This is a genomic window from Bacteroides clarus (assembly GCF_015555825.1).
Lineage (GTDB): Bacteria > Bacteroidota > Bacteroidia > Bacteroidales > Bacteroidaceae > Bacteroides > Bacteroides clarus.
On the sequence record NZ_JADNLF010000008.1, the window covers coordinates 187,693 to 205,489 of the forward strand.

Here is a 17,797-nt window from a genome sequence, read left to right on the forward strand (position 1 = left end):
TACAAAACGAGCCTTGAGTTTTCCTCAAGGCTCGTTTTATTTGTATTTAATATTTCTACGCTTTCTTCAAAGCGGCAATGCTTTCTTTCAGTGAATTGATGATACTCTCCGCATCCGCCTGTTTCTTGCGTTCCATTTCGATTACGGCAGCGGGAGCATTATTCACGAACTTCTCGTTGCCGAGTTTCTTCAGAACGCCTTGCAAGAAGCCTTCCTTATGCTTTAGCTCGGCTTCCATACGGGCTATTTCGGCATCCACATCAATCATGTTACCCAGGGGAACGGCGTATTCCGTCGTACCTACCATGAAAGCGGCGGCGCCGTCAGCCTTAGCCTCAACCGCAGTTACGGCAGAAAGGTTACACATCTTGATAATGACAGCGTCGAAAGCAGCCACGGGGTTCTCACCGACAACCTGCAACTCCAGTGCCTCTTTCAGGGCAATGTTCTTCTGCAAACGGATGGAGCGTACGTTACTGATAACTTCTTTCACCACTTCAAACTGCTGTACAAAGGCTTCATCCACTTCCGTCGACATGGAAATAGGACTTACCATAAGGCTCTCTCCGTCTTTACGGTCGACAATGTGCTGCCACAATTCTTCGGTGATGAACGGCATGAACGGATGCAACAGGTGCAACAGATTATCGAAGAAACCGATAGTCGTGTCGTACACTTTCTTGTTGATAGGCTGACCGTAAGCAGGCTTAATCATTTCCAGATACCAGGAAGAGAACTCATCCCAGAAGAGCTTGTACACGGCCATTAACGCCTCGCTCAAACGATACTTGCCGAACAAGTCCGCCACTTCGGCAGCTACGGCGTTCTGTTTGGAGTCGAACCAACGCATTGCCAGTTCGGCAGCTTCCGGCACAGCCACCTCGGAGCTTACTTCCCAACCCTTGATAAGGCGGAAAGCATTCCATATCTTGTTGTTGAAGTTACGTCCCTGTTCGCAAAGCGCATCGTCAAAAAGGATGTCGTTGCCGGCAGGAGCCGAAAGCATCATACCCATACGTACACCGTCAGCACCGTAACGCTCTATCAAATCCAGCGGGTCGGGCGAGTTACCGAGCGACTTGGACATCTTGCGTCCCAGCTTGTCACGGACGATACCTGTGAAGTAAACATTCTTAAACGGCATCTTACCCTCGTATTCATAACCCGCCATAATCATACGGGCTACCCAGAAGAAGATGATATCCGGTCCGGTCACGAGGTCGCTGGTAGGATAATAATAGTTGATTTCTTCGTTGCCCGGGTTCAGAATGCCGTCGAACAAAGAGATAGGCCATAACCAGGAAGAGAACCAAGTGTCGAGGCAGTCCTCGTCCTGACGCAAGTCCTCTATTTTAAGGGCGGAATTTCCGGTCTTTTCCCAAGCCAGCTTCAAAGCCTCTTCGGGAGTGGCGGCTACCACATATCCGCCTTCCGGCAGGAAGTAAGCGGGAATACGGTGTCCCCACCACAACTGACGGCTGATACACCAGTCTTTGATGTTCTCCAGCCAGTTCTTGTAAGTATTCTTATACTTGGCAGGATAGAATTTCAAGTCATCGTTCATTACCGGGGGCAGAGCCATATCGGCAAAGTGCTGCATCTTGAGGAACCATTGCATGGAGAGCTTCGGCTCGATAGCCACATTGGTACGCTCGGAGAAACCTACCTTGTTGGTATAGACTTCCACCTTCTCCAACAGTCCGGCATTCTGCAAATCTTTCTCTATCTGCTCGCGTACATCGAAACGGTCCATGCCGACATAGAGTTCAGCGGCTTCGCTCAACGTGCCGTTGTCATTGAAGATGTCGATAGTGGGCAGGTTGTATTTCTCGCCCAGCATATAGTCGTTGACGTCGTGTGCAGGAGTTACCTTCAGACAGCCCGTACCGAATTCCACGTCTACATAATCATCCTGGATGACGGGGATAACGCGGTTCACCAGCGGAACAATTACTTTCTTGCCCTTCAGCCACTGGTTCTTCGGGTCGGCGGGATTGATACACATCGCCGTATCGCCCATAATTGTTTCGGGACGCGTAGTAGCCACTACGGCATAACGCTTGCCGGCGGCGTCACGATGAACGACTTCGCCTTCGGCTCCCGTCTCACCTGACATATCATCGTCGGCAACGTAATATCTCAGATAGTACAGTTTGCTATGTTCTTCCTTGTAGATGACTTCCTCGTCGCTAAGGGCGGTGAGAGCCTTCGGGTCCCAGTTCACCATACGCACGCCACGATAAATCAGTCCCTTGTTGTAAAGGTCTACGAATACTTTGAGCACGCTTTCGCTGCGTTTCTCGTCCATGGTAAAGGCAGTACGGTCCCAGTCGCAGGAAGCACCCAGCTTACGGAGCTGTTTCAGGATGATGCCGCCGTGCTCGTCCGTCCATTCCCAGGCATGCTTCAGGAATTCGTCGCGGGTAAGGTCTGTTTTCTTGATGCCCTGCGCGGCAAGCTTGTTCACAACCTTGGCTTCGGTGGCAATGGAAGCATGGTCCGTACCCGGAACCCAGCAGGCGTTCTTGCCTTCCATACGGGCACGGCGTACAAGGATATCTTGGATGGTATTATTAAGCATGTGTCCCATGTGGAGCACACCGGTGACGTTGGGGGGCGGAATGACGATGGTGTAGGGCTCACGACCATCGGGTTTAGAACTGAATAATTTGTGGTCTAACCAATACTGGTACCACTTTCCCTCTACGTCAGCGGGATTGTACTTACTTGCTAATTCCATGTTTCTAAAATCTATATTTTGTTATAATGGGCGCAAAATTAATAAATTAATAGCTTTATCCGGCAAAAGCAATGAAAAGAATTACATACCTTTGCTTTACAAATGATGATTTTATACGGAGTTGCCGTAATAAGCACCCGGTGCCGCGTCGGTTTCGGCTGCCGGAACCGGAAGTTTCCACGCAAGGAAACCGGAGTATCCACGCAGGGAAACAACAGTGCCCACGTAAGGAAACGTCAGTATCCACGTAAGGGAACCGGAGTTCCACCGCTTGAAACTTCCGTTCTCAAAGGGGGAAACAACAGTACCGAAGGCAGGAAACCGGCACGGGCTCAAGAAGAAGAATAGAATGAAGCGTAGCATAACAATAGCAGGAGTGAGATTCAGAGGCGATTCATTGCTTTTGATATTTTTTTTGTTGCTCGTATTGTGCGTGCAGACAGTGCCCGGTTGGGGAAATGCCTACGCCATGTACGTATACCCGTCCATCGCCCGGACGCTTTCGTCCTTCTCCCGGCTTATCCCTTTCGCCATCGGCGACCTGTTCATTGCGCTAAGTATCGCCGGCGTACTTCTCTACCCTGCTTACGCGCGCTGCATCCGCAAACGGAAATGGAGCCGCATCTTGCTGAAAGATGTAAAGTATCTTCTATGGGTGTACGTATGGTTCTATCTGGCATGGGGGCTGAATTACTCGCAAAAGAACTTTTACGAGCGGACGCGCATTCCTTACACCGCCTATACTCCTGAAAACTTTCGGAGTTTTACAGACGGCTACATCGAGAATCTGAACAGCTCTTACACCGGTATTACGTCGGTCGACAAAGAGCTGGTCTGCCGTGAAAGCGTACAGGCCTATAATCAAATCGGTGACTCCTTAGGCGTTCACCGTCCTTTTCATCAATCGCCCCGGGTAAAAACGATGCTGTTCACCCCCCTGATTTCCATGGTGGGAGTCACCGGCAGCATGGCGCCTTTCTTCTGCGAGTTCACCCTGAACGGCGATTTGCTTCCCTCTCAATATCCCGCCACTTACGCCCACGAGCTCGCCCACTTACTGGGCATCACCAGCGAGGCGGAAGCCAATTTCTACGCCTATCAGGTATGTACCCGCTCGCAGGCGAAAGACATCCGTTTCAGCGGCTATCTGTCCGTACTGCCGCACGTCTTGGGCAATGCGCGCCGGCTTATGGACGAAGAAGAATACGCACAACTCTACCGGAGCATCCGTCCGGAAATCATCGGACTGGCCAAGAAGAACAGCGAATACTGGATGAGGAAGTACAACCCGTTGGTCGGTGATATCCAAGACCGGATATACGACTTATACCTGAAAGGAAACAAGATAGAAAGCGGGCGGAAAAACTACTCGGAAGTAATAGGCCTGCTGATTTCGTATGAAGAATGGAAGAATAAGGCCAACTGTGCCGCAAAAGTGCAGAAATAAGACAAATGCTGCACTTTCGTAGTGCAATATTCGTATCTTTGCGTCAATCTTTAATCAAAAAAAGCGACTCATGCAACATACAAGAAAAGAACAGATGGAAGCCTTCGGCCGCTTCCTCGACATTCTCGACGAACTGCGGGTAAAATGTCCCTGGGACAAGAAACAGACCAACGAAAGTCTGCGTCCCAACACCATTGAAGAGACGTATGAACTCTGTGATGCCCTGATGCGCGACGACAAGCAGGACATCTGCAAAGAGCTGGGAGACGTATTGCTCCACGTAGCCTTTTATGCCAAAATCGGTTCGGAAACCGGCGATTTTGACATGAAAGATGTCTGCGACCGCCTTTGCGAGAAGCTTATCTTCCGCCATCCCCACGTATTCGGCGACGTGAAAGCGGAAACCGCCGGACAAGTGTCCGAAAACTGGGAGCAGCTGAAACTTCGGGAAAAGGGTGGCAACAAGACCGTGTTAAGCGGCGTACCTTCAGCCCTTCCCTCGCTTATCAAGGCCTACCGCATTCAGGACAAAGCCCGCAACGTAGGTTTCGACTGGGAAGAACGCGAGCAGGTATGGGATAAAGTGAAAGAAGAAATACAGGAGTTCCAAGCCGAAGTGGCCCACATGGACAAGCAGAAAGCGGAAGAGGAGTTCGGGGACGTGATGTTCAGCCTCATCAACGCCGCACGCCTGTATAAAATAAATCCGGACAACGCGCTGGAACATACCAACCAGAAGTTTATCCGCCGCTTCAACTATGTAGAGGCGCACAGCATCAAAGAGGGCAAAAACCTGCACGACATGACGCTGGAAGAAATGGACAAACTATGGGAAGAAGCCAAAGCGTTGGAAAATAAAAAATAGACTGTCTGTACGGCTCAAACAGATAGTCTGTCAGACCTCGACACACCGTCCGTTTCACGCAAACAGACGGTGTGTTTTTATTTCTTGCCCGGTTGGGGTTTCGGAGCTTTACCCTTGTCGCCGTTATGACGCATGCCTTTCAGCAATTCCCGGTGAAAGCGCATTTCGGCTTTCTGCACCAGATAGAGTTTCTTGGCAGACAATATCTTCTTGAACTTCTCAAAATACGTTTTATCCAAACGGTCGGAAGCGATACGCGCGTCGTACACGCCTTCCATTATCGCGTCATACTGGGCTTCGGTAGTCTTTTCGTCTTTTCCCTGACGAATCAGCTTCCATGCCTTATCGTTCTGCTCTTTCTTTTTATCCTGCAATTCAAAGTACAGAGGGAAAAACTTAACGGCCTCTTCCTTGGTCAATCCGGCTTTTTCCGTAATATAGGCTTTCTGCTTGGCACGAAACTCAGCAGGCGACAAACGCTGGTTACATCCGTCCGCTGCCCGCAATACGGGTACCAAACCGCACATCATAACTAATAAAACAATCAGCTTTTTCATTCTTTCTTCAATCGGTTAAAGTTATCTATCGCTCACTCTGCGTCGGAATCAGCCAGATAGACGTATAATGAGTAGTCGTCAAGCATGGAGTTATCCACCGCCATGTTGATATATTCCATTTCGGTTTCCGCTTCGTCGGCAGCCATGCGGTCTGCCGCAGCCGGAGTATGGTCAGAGGAAGCCACGCGGATAATCAATGCCGCGCCTACAAACATAGCCGCCATATATACCCACGGCTTTACTCTCTCCCACATCGTAGATTCTTTCTTCTCAAAAGCAAGGCGCTCTTTTTCGGGAAGCCGGTTCATAATCTCCGAAGTAAGGTTCTCAAAATATCCCTCGGGCACATGGAAAGCATTCCCCGTCCCTGCCTTTTTGAGTATGTTGTCTTCTTCTTTCATAAGCTCTTCTCCTCTCTGTTTGGTTAGACTTTTATTCACGTCAAAGGTTTAATCTTCTTCTCCCAATATCTTCTCTATTTTTTTCACGGCATGATGGTAGGACGCTTTCAAAGCTCCTACGGAAGTACCGAAGATATCGGACATTTGCTCGTATTTCATTTCCTGGTAGTACTTCAGGTTGAACACCATACGTTGTTTTTCGGGCAATGTGAGCAGCGCTTTCTGCAAAGCCATCTGAGCCTTGTCTCCCGAGAAGTAAGGATCGCTCTCCAGCTTTTGAAGGGTGGCGGCTTCGGGAGCGTCCAATGACACGGTACCCGCCGCCCGCTGTTTGTTCAGGAAAGTAAGGCACTCGTTCAGGGCGATACGATAGAGCCAGGTGGAGAGTTTGGCCTCCGCCCGGAAATAGTCGATATTGATCCATGCCTTGATAAAGGTATTCTGAAGCAAGTCGTTGGCATCTTCATGCGAAAGTACCATGCGCCGGATTTGCCAGTATAACTGCTCACTGTATTGTGCGACAATCATCTCGAATCCCCGCTTCTGTGTACTCTCCTCTTGAAGAAGCGCCAGCACTTCGCGTTCATTATAAGAAGGGTTCATATATTCTATTCACATTTATGGCTTTTGGATAGCAAAGATAAGAAATTAAAACGAAAAGCAGCCCGAAACGAACAAAAAGCCCGGTAAAGGCAGAGTTGTATTGGCATTTCGCTTATTTCACCTCTATTGTTTGGCGACAGATACATCCCGCCAGATGGTCGTTCACAAAGCCTGACGCCTGTAAGTGCGCGTAGCAAATGGTTGTCCCGAAGAACTTGAATCCCCGCTTTTTCATATCCTTGCTCATGGCATCGGACTGAGGCGATGATACCGGAATATCGCTCAATGAGTGAACGGTATTGATGATAGGTTTTCCGTCGGGAAAGAATGACAGGGTATAATTATAAAAACTGCCGAACTCCTTTTGGACGGCAAGAAACAGTTTTGCGTTTGTGATGGTCGATTTGATTTTCAAACGGTTCCGCACAATACCCTCAAACCGCATCAGCCGCTCAACGTCCTCATCGGTCATTTGCGCCACTTGTCCGGCATCGAAGTCACAAAAGGCTTTACGGTATCCTTCGCGCTTTTTAAGGATGGTTATCCAGCTCAGCCCGGCTTGAGAGCTTTCCAATACAAGAAACTCAAACAGCGTCTTGTCATCGGTCACTAACTTCCCCCACTCTTGGTCGTGATATCTCACATACAACTCGTCCGTTCCGCACCAGCCGCAACGTCCGTTTACTATATCTTGCATACTCATTATATTTAATACACCGGTAAAGATAGTAAAAGTTTAATTCACACCGATATACAAAGCGTTTCTTTGGCAAGCTGCGTATTGGGAAAGACCGCCCGGGCTTCGTCCAGCAATACCTGCTCATCATCGTAACGGGCGGAGAAGTGACCTATCAGCAACTTCTTCACTTCCGCATCGCGGGCTATCCGTGCGGCCTGCGAAGCGGTGGTATGAAAGGTTTCCTTGGCACGCGGGGCGGCATCTTCGGCAAAAGTAGCTTCATGGAAAAGCAAATCCACTCCTTTTATCTGCTCCGTTACAGAGGGAAGATAAATCGTATCCGAACAATAGGCATAGCGGCGCGGAGCAGCCGAAGGACGGGTGAGGCGGGCATTGGGTATCACCTCTCCTTCCGGCGTAACGTAGTCCGCACCGTTCTTGATACGGTTCAGCTCGTACACCGGCACTTGATAGAAATCTATCATATCGCGCAGGATATGGTTGGGACCCGGCTTTTCGGCAAACAGGAAACCGCAGCAAGGCATACGATGCCGCAAAGGAATGGTAGTCACCGTCAATGAACGGTCTTCATAAACGACAGCAGCCCCTTTCGTTCCGAACTCATGGAAGAGCACTTTATAAGTCATCTGACGATTGAAAAAATCAAGCATGGGTATCATCAGGTCTTCCAAGCCTTTTGGAGAATGAATGTGTAATTCGGCCGTACGTCCCAAAAGATTGAGGGTAGAAATCAGCCCCAATAATCCAAAACAATGGTCTCCATGCAGATGAGATATAAATATGTGATTCAGTCGCGAAAATTTCAAACGCGATTTACGGAACTGCAACTGTGCACCTTCCCCGCAATCAATCATAAACAACTTATCGCGCACATTCACTATTTGCGAAGTAGGAAAATGACGTGTTGTGGGCAGTGCGGAACCACAGCCGAGTACATGCAATTCAAACTTTTCCATGATAAACGGTTCAGAACAATCTTTATCTCTTTTTACAGAAGCGCTTTTAATTCGGCGACCGTGAAAATATACTCCGCACTCTCTCCCGAAGTACCACCCACATACCGGTAAGAAAGCCCTTTATTATCCTTTACGCAAGCTTCCAGAAACAGCCTTAAAGAAGATTCGGAAACACTCAAAGAGCCTTTGATGGCCTGCTTCATTTGCGCTTCATTATTTCTCATTGTAGCCATATCGACCTTTGTCTCGTCTATGGTATAATTATAGACTACTTTATCCGACTCTATCGTCAGCTTATCGAGCGTAGTAGCCTCATCTACATCCATCGGACAGGAGACATTGGTTACATTCACCAGTTCTTCCAACTTATGCTTGTCGCTTTCTTCCTCTGTCAGGTTCTGATTCAGGATGTTATTCAAATCCTCGGTTTCCAAATAGCATTCCACCTCTTTTCCTGTGGTTTTTCCCTTATATATAAATTTAATTCCGGATTTTGTATCAACAACCATTTCCAGCATTGTCTTTATCTCGCCTTTCGGATTCTTGAACATGGCCGTTACCGCAGATTTCATTGCGTCCGGATTCTTCTCCAATGCGTTCAAATCCAGATAATCCTCATTCATCAGCATGTTATATATCACATCCGTACCATCAAAAGTGATACCGGATATCTCACCGACAGTTCCCATATCCATGGGACATTGCTTGTCGGCCAATTCTATTGCCAGTTTGAGTTTGGACTTTTGGCTGCATCCTGTCAATAACACGAGAGACAAACAAGCCAGTAACATAATGCTTCCTGAGGTTTTGAGAATGTTTTGCATAGTGAACAAAATAAAGTTATGTATATTGTTTGGAATATGGCAGCTATGAAACCTCGTTTCAAACTACTATTTTGCAAAGATAGTCATAAAATAAAGAAACAGCCTTTATTCTTGCAAATTCTACCGAAATAGAAAACAAGAAAGGGCACCTGTGGTTACACAAGTGCCCTTACCTTATCTATATGTGGAAGTGATTACTTCTTTCCGGCTTCCATTTGCTCTTTCAAAGCAGCCAGAGCGTCGATGTCGCCCAAAGTTGTAGAAGCAGCCTGGTTTTGGATTGAAGCGGGAGCTTCTTCTCTCTTACCGGTAGACTTCTTAGCGGCTTTCTTTTCAGCCCTTTCTTCCGCCTTAGCTACATCTTCGAAGATACGGCTATGAGACAGGATGATGCGCTTAGCGTCCTTGTTGAACTCGATAACCTTGAATTCGAGTTTCTCGTCCAACTGAGCTTGTGAACCGTCTTCCTTAACGAGGTGTTTCGGAGTAGCGAAACCTTCTACACCATAAGGCAGTGCAACTACCGCACCCTTATCCAGCATTTCGATGATAGTACCTTCGTGTACCGAACCTACTGTGAATACAGTTTCGAATACATCCCAAGGATTCTCTTCGAGTTGCTTGTGACCCAAGCTCAAACGACGGTTTTCCTTGTCGATTTCCAGAACCTGTACGTCGATGTCCGCACCGATCTGAGTGAATTCGGAAGGATGCTTAACCTTCTTAGTCCAAGACAGGTCAGAGATGTGGATCAAGCCGTCAACACCTTCTTCGATTTCTACGAATACACCGAAGTTAGTGAAGTTACGAACTTTAGCCGTGTGCTTGGAACCGATAGGATATTTCTCTTCGATAGTTTCCCAAGGATCAGCTTTCAGTTGCTTGATACCCAAAGACATCTTACGTTCTTCACGGTCCAAAGTCAGAACTACAGCTTCCACTTCGTCACCTACCTTCATGAAGTCCTGTGCAGAACGCAAGTGCTGTGACCAAGACATTTCAGATACGTGAATCAAACCTTCAACACCCGGAGCGATTTCGATGAATGCACCGTAGTCAGCCATAACGACTACTTTACCCTTCACGTGGTCGCCTACCTTCAAGTTAGGATCAAGAGCGTCCCAAGGATGCGGAGTAAGTTGTTTCAAGCCGAGAGCAATACGCTTCTTCTCATCGTCGAAGTCGAGGATAACAACGTTGAGTTTCTGGTCGAGCTCAACCACTTCTTTCGGATCGCTAACGCGGCCCCAAGAGAGGTCTGTAATGTGAATCAAACCGTCTACGCCGCCCAGGTCGATAAATACACCGTAGGAAGTGATATTCTTAACGGTACCTTCGAGAACTTGTCCTTTTTCGAGTTTACCGATGATTTCTTTCTTCTGTTGTTCCAGTTCGGCTTCGATAAGAGCCTTGTGAGATACAACGACATTCTTGAATTCCTGATTGATTTTAACAACCTTGAATTCCATTGTTTTGCCAACGAATACATCGTAGTCGCGGATAGGCTTAACGTCGATTTGAGAACCCGGCAAGAATGCTTCGATACCGAATACGTCAACGATCATACCACCCTTAGTGCGGCACTTGATGTAACCCTTGATAATTTCTTCATTTTCCAAAGCAGCGTTAACGCGATCCCAAGAACGGGTAGCACGAGCTTTGCGGTGAGACAGAACCAACTGTCCTTTTTTGTCTTCCTGGTTTTCGATGTATACTTCTACCGTATCACCTACTTTCAGGTCGGGATTGTAGCGGAATTCATTCAAAGGAATGATACCGTCTGATTTGTAACCGATGTTCACAACTACTTCACGCTTGTTCATTGCGATTACGGTTCCGTCAACTACCTCGCGGTCGTTAACCTTGTTCAGCGTGTTGTCATACGCTTTCTCCAAGTCTTCGTGACTTGCGTTTGTTACGGTTTCACCGTTTTCGTAAGCATCCCAGTTGAAGTCTTCAATGGGAGCAACATTTTTTAAATTTTCCATTAATAAATAAATTGTTTAACTCGTTAATTAAGTGAGACTTTATGTTGACTCATATTAAATCGGGCGCAAAGATAGGAGTATTTTCTTGAATGACAAAAAGTTCTTTCTGAAAATATCCGGTCTTTACGCCCGATTTCTAAAGATTTATACCTTAATATATATCAGGAATTCTCTTTGATATATGCCAAAGCCGCTCCGATAGCCGTACGATATTCCGCATAAGGCGGGATATGAAACCGGACATGGTAGATGCTTTCCATTTTCGGGAACACTTCCCTGCATTGCGGCAGTTGGGTAAGGTTGCCTATCAACACAAAATCCTTCACCGGACTGTTCAAAGCGGAAAGGACAGCCGCACCGCCTATGGTTTGAAGCACGGTATAGATGATACCACAGGCTATGTCTTCCTGCGAAGCGTTACTGTCGGCTTTTCCGAACAATGAGGCAGTGGCGGACACGGGCAAATCGGGCAATGCGTTGTTACAGATATCACCGATTTGCAGATTGACACGGGTCACATCGCCTTTTGCAGCCAAATCGGCCACTTGATGAATATCGTGCGTCTTGAGCAACAGGCGTGAAAGTCCTTGCAAAGTCCCGCCGCCAATACCCATACCACCGATATGCTGGATTTCATCCCCGTTGATTTTCACAAAAGATGTACCCGTACCCATACTGACAACAATCAACCGGTCTATATCCGTAGCATGGCGCGCACCCAGCCCATTGGCTATGAACTCATCCGTCTTACGCGTAGGAAGTCCGTAAAGCGGGCTGTCCACAAAGGCGCTGCCCACACCGGTCAGCATCACCTGTTCTACATCGGACAGCCGGATTCCATTATCATAAATATACTTACCGAATGCGCCAAACAGGGAAGTCACCGGATCGGTCGCCGTTATGAACATCGGAGACTGTATCTTTCCTTTATTGATTCCAACGATTTTAGTGGTACTTCCACCTACGTCTATGCCTATTACGATTCCCATAGTCTTAAAATTTTGCGACAAAGATAAAGCATAAATTCCTATAATCTTCCATTCCGGCTTACCTATTGAACAACTCAAACGTAAACTTGACGCCCACTTCCTGATATTTCCAATTTGCAAAGCTCGTAAAAACACCAAAATCGAAAATATGCGTACCGATGCCATATCCCACTTCAAGATAAGGATTCAAATGAGGAACGACCAAAGCATTCAGGTACAAACGCTCATTCAGCACATATTGAGTATATTTCTTCAGGTGGCGAAGTAACAGGAAAGGAGCTTCGTACGTAAAATGCCCGCGGATATACTTGCGGGACGAGTTATACCAACGTCCGTCGAGCAACTGGAATACTCCGCCGATTTCATCATTCCAACCGACAGGAAGATTGGAACGTGCCAGATTGGCAAAATCCACAAAATAGAGCTCTTTCTGATTCGTAAAAGCTCCCCAACCGAACCGGTAATAAATATCGCGCATCAACCCCAACGGAATATTGTGCTGGAAATCCACTTCAATACGTTCGTACTTTCCGGTACTGTTCATAATTCCGCTGATGCCGCGCTCCCAGTCTACCGAGACAGTCGGATATTTGGAATGAAGATTGATTTTACGGTCACCGCTCATATAATAATATTGACCGGGAGTCCACGTTACACGTACACGAGGCGCGAAACTGTTATAACTGTGACGGAACTTCTTCAGAATCGAAGGGTCAAATCCCGGGTAAATCGATGAAGTGCCTGCCGACATGACATTCGGAGTATTGGGATAGACAAGAACGAATCTGGAACGTTCCACTTCTGTACGTTTGTGCAAGGAAAGACCTACATCCAAAGTCAAACCGTTAACAATCTCCCAGCTATGGCGTATATGCAAATACAAGTCCTTAAAATAGTCCAGGTGAATCTGGTCAAAATCAAAGATGCTGTCGGGAATAGCTTTCAAATCATCCAGTACATCACTACTGTAAATACGATTACCATTACCTACACTGACGTGCAGGGCGGCGCGCTTGCGAGGCCAGTAATCGAAATCGGAGTTGACCGACCAATAGAACTCTTTCCGCTTGAAATTATAACCCAGCTTTGGAACTACACGCAACAGACGGTCACCCGCAAATAAACGGTTGTATTTGAACTCCTGACGATACGAGAAACCATTGCTCTTACTATAACTCAACAACAAAGGATTGATAAGAGGTGAACAACGTACGCTTCCCATCTTGGCAAGGTCTACCGTATACCTGCTGACCAATGCATCTCCTATCTGCCCCCAGAACTCCAGCCGCCTGTTCTTGGGCTTCTTCTTATAGAGAAGCGTATCACGACGCAAAAAGAAATCCTCGTATAACTTCTGCTCATGCGAAGTCAGCGGAATAGGCCGCAGCTTGTTGAAATAGGCTGTATCACGTTGATAGGCGTTGGTGTCTGTCAGCAGAGTATAGGACTCGGACAGGTCGTATTTACTCTTTGTCCGATTGCGTCCAGTTGCGACAGCAGGATCTTTCTGATGAATATCTTTATAATCGAGCACCGCCGTATAACTGCCGTCTATCACATTGCCGAGCAAACGAAAAGTGGCATCGACATTAAAATGCACAGGCAGAAACTCGTCCTCACTTCCCACCTGCCCCATTTTTACCAGATTATTAAAGCGAAGCATTTCGGAACGGCCGGAAAAACGAATCTCCCGCACGCTCCACACGTTATCGCTGACAATCATATAGCCACCCACAAGTTGGAAGCTCTTGCTCTTCGGCATAAACCGGATACGGAACTCCCGATTATGCACTTCGCCCATTATGGAATCTACATAGTAAGTATAGAATTTCTTCGCATTGGAAGCCAATGGAGACAGCAACTTATCATATAATAAAGTGGAGGAATAAATATTTATGTGGAAATATTCGAGCAAACGACCGTCCAGCTCCCAAAGTTCGGAAGAAGTTCCCACACTGGCTGTCACTTTCTGGTCGTAAATATCGGGAGCGGTATAATGCAGTTCGCTGTATGTTTCCATCATATACTCCCGCACCCCTTTCTTCATACGAAACATGGAAGGGATAAAACGGAGCAAATGATTCTTCTTACGGATGTTTGCCCATCCTTTTATATAGAGTTCCGCCTTATACTCATCGACAATACGTTCATAAAAAGGCGCAAAAAAGATAACCTTGTCCATAATGGAATCCGCGTAAGCCCTCTGTCCCGCATACGATTTGGGAACAGCCGTAGCACCCGCCTTCTGCAAGCTTGCACACAGGAAACAGGCTCCTATCCATATGCATATAAAATGTTTCAACCGCAATATCTTCTTATATGGGAACAAATATAGAAAAAAAGTAATAACTTCCATCTTTATTCCATTTTCATTTTCCGGGACCGCCATTTCTTCAGAAATGCATATTTTCAAGAATACCCCTCTTTTCAAGGGGGTATATCTCCAAAAAATATATAAAAATTCAAGATTACCCCCTTTTTAATAGGGGGTAATTCAGAAAAAACATATAATTTTGTGCCCAACAATCAATAAAAGAAGAGACAAGTATGTCAAAAATGAGATTTTTTGCTTTGCAAGAGCTCGCCAATCGTCGTCCTCTTGAAGTCATTACTCCTTCAAACAAGTTGTCCGATTACTACGGCAGCCATGTTTTTGACCGTAAAAAGATGCAGGAATATCTGCCTAAAGAAGCTTATAAAGCCGTAACAGACGCTATCGAAAAAGGAACTCCCATTAATCGGGAAATGGCTGATTTAATAGCTAATGGTATGAAAAGCTGGGCTAAATCCCTGAACGTCACCCACTACACTCATTGGTTCCAACCCCTGACAGACGGTACAGCCGAAAAGCATGACGGCTTCATCGAATTCGGAGAAGACGGAGATGTCATTGAACGTTTTTCCGGAAAGCTGCTCATCCAGCAGGAACCGGACGCTTCTTCTTTCCCCAACGGCGGTATCCGCAACACATTCGAAGCGCGCGGATATACGGCATGGGACGTTTCTTCACCGGCTTTCGTCGTGGAGACTACGCTCTGCATCCCAACAATCTTCATTTCCTATACAGGTGAGGCGTTGGATTATAAAACTCCTTTGCTTAAAGCACTCGCTGCGGTGGATAAAGCCGCGACGGACGTCTGCCAGCTTTTCGATAAAAACATAACACGCGTATACACCAATTTAGGCTGGGAACAGGAATACTTTCTCGTTGATTCCGCCCTCTATAACGCACGCCCCGACTTATGCCTGACAGGGCGTACACTGATGGGACACTCTTCCGCTAAAGACCAACAGTTGGAAGACCACTATTTCGGTTCCATTCCACCGCGTGTTACGGCCTTTATGAAAGAGTTGGAAATTGAGTGCCACAAATTGGGCATTCCCGTAAAGACGCGCCACAACGAAGTAGCTCCCAACCAATTTGAACTGGCTCCCATCTTTGAGAACGCCAATCTTGCCAACGACCACAACCAGCTGGTTATGGATTTGATGAAACGCATTGCACGCAAACACAACTTTGCCGTGCTGCTGCATGAAAAGCCATACAGCGGCGTGAATGGTTCGGGTAAACACAACAACTGGTCGCTCTGCACCGATACGGGGATAAATCTTTTTGCTCCGGGGAAAAATCCGAAAGGTAATATGCTATTTCTCACATTCCTTGTGAATGTACTGATGATGGTATACAAGAATCAGGATTTGCTCCGCGCGTCCATTGCAAGCGCCGGGAACAGCTACCGCTTAGGCGCCAATGAAGCTCCTCCTGCTATTTTATCCATATTCTTGGGCAAGCAGTTATCTTCCATCCTCGATGAGATAGCCCGCCAGGTAAGCAACAGTAAGATGACAGCCGAGGAAAAGACTACTTTAAAGCTGGGTATCGGACGTATCCCTGAGATTCTATTAGATACGACAGACCGTAACCGCACCTCTCCTTTCGCTTTCACGGGTAATCGTTTTGAATTCCGTGCTGCCGGCTCGTCGGCCAACTGCGCCGCTGCCATGATTGCCATAAATGCAGCAATGGCCAACCAGCTGAACGAATTCAAAGTATCCATTGAAAAACTCATGGAAGAAGGAGTTGGCAAAGACGAAGCTATTTTCCGTATTTTGAAAGAAACAATCATCACTTCGGAGCCCATTCGTTTTGAGGGAGACGGCTATTCCGAACAATGGAAACAGGAAGCCGCCAGCCGCGGACTGACTAATATCTGCCATGTACCGGAAGCCTTAATGCGTTATATGGACGACCAGGCTCGTTCCGTACTTATCGGCGAACGTATCTTCAACGAAACAGAACTGGCTTGCCGCCTTGAAGTAGAGTTAGAGAAGTACACGATGAAAGTACAGATTGAAAGCCGTGTCTTGGGTGACCTTGCCATTAACCACATCGTACCGACTGCCGTTATTTATCAAAACCGTTTGCTGGAAAACTTACGAGGACTGCGCGAAACTTTCACTCCGGAAGAGTATGAAATACTTAGTGCCGACCGCAAGGAACTGATACGTGAAATTTCCCACCGTGTAACCGCTATCAAAATGCAGGTACGTGAGATGACGGAAGCCCGTAAAGTCGCCAACCACATGGATAATTACAAAGACAAAGCCTTTGCATACGAAGAAACCGTACGTCCTTATCTGGAAAGTATCCGTGAACATATCGATAATCTTGAAATGGAAATAGACGACGAGATATGGCCGTTACCCAAATACAGGGAGCTGTTATTCACTAAATGATAATTTGATGGCTTTGCCGTTAAATGAATTATAAATTATGAATGATGAATCAGCCGTACTGCTATGCCGAACGGCGATTCATCATTCATAATCCACTATTCATAATTTATTATTCCTCCCCTCTTTCTTGCACTTTTTTGATACAAATGTGTCATTTTTAATTTTTTCTTTTTACATTTGTGCTGTACAACACAGTTTTGCAGCAGTTATGGTAAAAGTAAATTTATCCGATATTAATGTTCCGGAGTTGATTCCCGATATATGGTCACCCCTGAATGAAGAACAGCGAGAGTTTCTCGCTAACCATTTTACGCTCCAGAATTATAAGAAAAACGAGATTATCCATTGTGAGGGCGAGACACCCACTTGCTTGATGTGTCTGTTGAACGGGAAAGTCAAGATTTATAAAGACGGTGTAGGTGGAAGAAGCCAAATTATCCGCATGATTAAACCCACCGAATACTTTGGATATCGTCCCTACTTCGCAAAAGCGGATTATGTAACCGCAGCTTGCGCATTCGAACCTTCATTAGTATGTCTGATACCCATGACCGCCATTATGACATTGCTATCACAAAACAACGAACTGGCAATGTTCTTCATCAGACAATTATCTATCGACCTCGGTATCGCTGATGAGCGTACTGTGAACCTCACCCAAAAACATATTCGCGGCCGTTTGGCAGAATCACTTATTTTCTTGAAAGAAAGTTACGGCTTGGAAGAGGACGGTTCTACTTTGAGTATCTACCTGTCCCGTGAAGATTTAGCCAACCTTTCCAACATGACAACATCCAATGCCATCCGTACCCTCTCACAATTCGCCACGGAACGCCTAATCACCATTGACGGAAGAAAAATCAAAATTATCGATGAAGAGAAGTTGAAGAAGATAAGTAAAATAGGGTGAGGAAATTGAGAATTGAGAATTAAAAATTAAAAAATAGGCTGCGCGGTATAAATGTTATATAACGAATACCGCGCAGCCTA

The 17,797-nt window shown here is 46.6% G+C and carries 15 protein-coding genes; 4 read left to right on the plus strand and 11 right to left on the minus strand.

Going from position 1 to position 17,797, the window contains the following annotated elements; all coding sequences use genetic code 11:
• Nucleotides 1–55 precede the first annotated feature (55 nt).
• Together I2F54_RS10595 and I2F54_RS10600 are read right to left on the minus strand one after the other, a co-directional pair.
• Nucleotides 56–2,740 carry a valine--tRNA ligase gene (locus I2F54_RS10595; protein ID WP_195501155.1) on the minus strand — a complete coding sequence of 895 codons (2,685 nt, stop codon included), beginning with the start codon at nucleotides 2,738–2,740 and terminating at the stop codon, nucleotides 56–58.
• Between the two features lie 111 nt (nucleotides 2,741–2,851).
• On the minus strand, nucleotides 2,852–3,103 hold the full coding sequence (locus I2F54_RS10600) for a hypothetical protein (RefSeq protein ID WP_195501156.1): 252 nt from the start codon (nucleotides 3,101–3,103) through the stop codon (nucleotides 2,852–2,854).
• Here I2F54_RS10600 and I2F54_RS10605 point away from each other — a divergent pair.
• Together I2F54_RS10605 and mazG are read left to right on the plus strand one after the other, a co-directional pair.
• Nucleotides 3,090–4,187 carry a DUF3810 domain-containing protein gene (locus I2F54_RS10605; RefSeq protein WP_195501157.1) on the plus strand — a complete coding sequence of 366 codons (1,098 nt, stop codon included), beginning with the start codon at nucleotides 3,090–3,092 and terminating at the stop codon, nucleotides 4,185–4,187. The genes I2F54_RS10600 and I2F54_RS10605 overlap by 14 nt on opposite strands.
• A 70-nt stretch (nucleotides 4,188–4,257) precedes the next feature.
• A complete protein-coding gene (gene mazG, locus I2F54_RS10610) occupies nucleotides 4,258–5,052 on the plus strand; it encodes a nucleoside triphosphate pyrophosphohydrolase (RefSeq protein ID WP_009122499.1) in 795 nt (264 codons plus the stop codon).
• 77 nt (nucleotides 5,053–5,129) lie between these two features.
• On the opposite strand, the gene I2F54_RS10615 is transcribed toward mazG, so the two are convergent.
• From I2F54_RS10615 to I2F54_RS10655, 9 genes are all read right to left on the minus strand, one after another.
• Nucleotides 5,130–5,609, minus strand: coding sequence for a hypothetical protein (locus I2F54_RS10615; RefSeq protein WP_087425155.1), 480 nt, complete (start codon nucleotides 5,607–5,609; stop codon nucleotides 5,130–5,132).
• Between the two features lie 32 nt (nucleotides 5,610–5,641).
• Complete coding sequence (locus I2F54_RS10620) at nucleotides 5,642–6,010, minus strand: hypothetical protein (RefSeq protein WP_195501165.1); 369 nt, start codon at nucleotides 6,008–6,010, stop codon at nucleotides 5,642–5,644.
• Nucleotides 6,011–6,058: 48 nt separating this feature from the next.
• Nucleotides 6,059–6,613 (minus strand): RNA polymerase sigma factor, encoded by a 555-nt coding sequence (locus tag I2F54_RS10625; protein WP_009122502.1) that lies wholly within the window; start codon nucleotides 6,611–6,613, stop codon nucleotides 6,059–6,061.
• A gap of 112 nt (nucleotides 6,614–6,725) precedes the next feature.
• Nucleotides 6,726–7,310: a DNA-3-methyladenine glycosylase I gene (locus tag I2F54_RS10630; RefSeq protein ID WP_195501158.1), complete on the minus strand. Its 585-nt coding sequence runs from the start codon at nucleotides 7,308–7,310 to the stop codon at nucleotides 6,726–6,728.
• Nucleotides 7,311–7,354: 44 nt separating this feature from the next.
• Nucleotides 7,355–8,269, minus strand: a complete 915-nt coding sequence (locus tag I2F54_RS10635; RefSeq protein ID WP_195501159.1) for a ribonuclease Z — start codon at nucleotides 8,267–8,269, stop codon at nucleotides 7,355–7,357.
• A gap of 32 nt (nucleotides 8,270–8,301) precedes the next feature.
• The gene (locus tag I2F54_RS10640) at nucleotides 8,302–9,060 is read right to left on the minus strand and encodes a hypothetical protein (protein ID WP_229097167.1); all 759 of its coding nucleotides are present in this window, start codon (nucleotides 9,058–9,060) and stop codon (nucleotides 8,302–8,304) included.
• A gap of 227 nt (nucleotides 9,061–9,287) precedes the next feature.
• Complete coding sequence (gene rpsA / locus I2F54_RS10645) at nucleotides 9,288–11,081, minus strand: 30S ribosomal protein S1 (RefSeq protein WP_009122506.1); 1,794 nt, start codon at nucleotides 11,079–11,081, stop codon at nucleotides 9,288–9,290.
• Between the two features lie 161 nt (nucleotides 11,082–11,242).
• Nucleotides 11,243–12,070, minus strand: coding sequence for a type II pantothenate kinase (coaW, locus tag I2F54_RS10650; RefSeq protein WP_009122507.1), 828 nt, complete (start codon nucleotides 12,068–12,070; stop codon nucleotides 11,243–11,245).
• Between the two features lie 58 nt (nucleotides 12,071–12,128).
• Complete coding sequence (locus I2F54_RS10655; protein ID WP_181986660.1) at nucleotides 12,129–14,426, minus strand: DUF5686 family protein; 2,298 nt, start codon at nucleotides 14,424–14,426, stop codon at nucleotides 12,129–12,131.
• Nucleotides 14,427–14,617: 191 nt separating this feature from the next.
• Between I2F54_RS10655 and I2F54_RS10660 the strand changes: the two genes are divergently transcribed.
• Nucleotides 14,618–16,807: a glutamine synthetase III family protein gene (locus I2F54_RS10660; RefSeq protein ID WP_195501160.1), complete on the plus strand. Its 2,190-nt coding sequence runs from the start codon at nucleotides 14,618–14,620 to the stop codon at nucleotides 16,805–16,807.
• A gap of 208 nt (nucleotides 16,808–17,015) precedes the next feature.
• Nucleotides 17,016–17,717 carry a Crp/Fnr family transcriptional regulator gene (locus I2F54_RS10665; protein WP_009122510.1) on the plus strand — a complete coding sequence of 234 codons (702 nt, stop codon included), beginning with the start codon at nucleotides 17,016–17,018 and terminating at the stop codon, nucleotides 17,715–17,717.
• Nucleotides 17,718–17,797 lie beyond the last annotated feature (80 nt).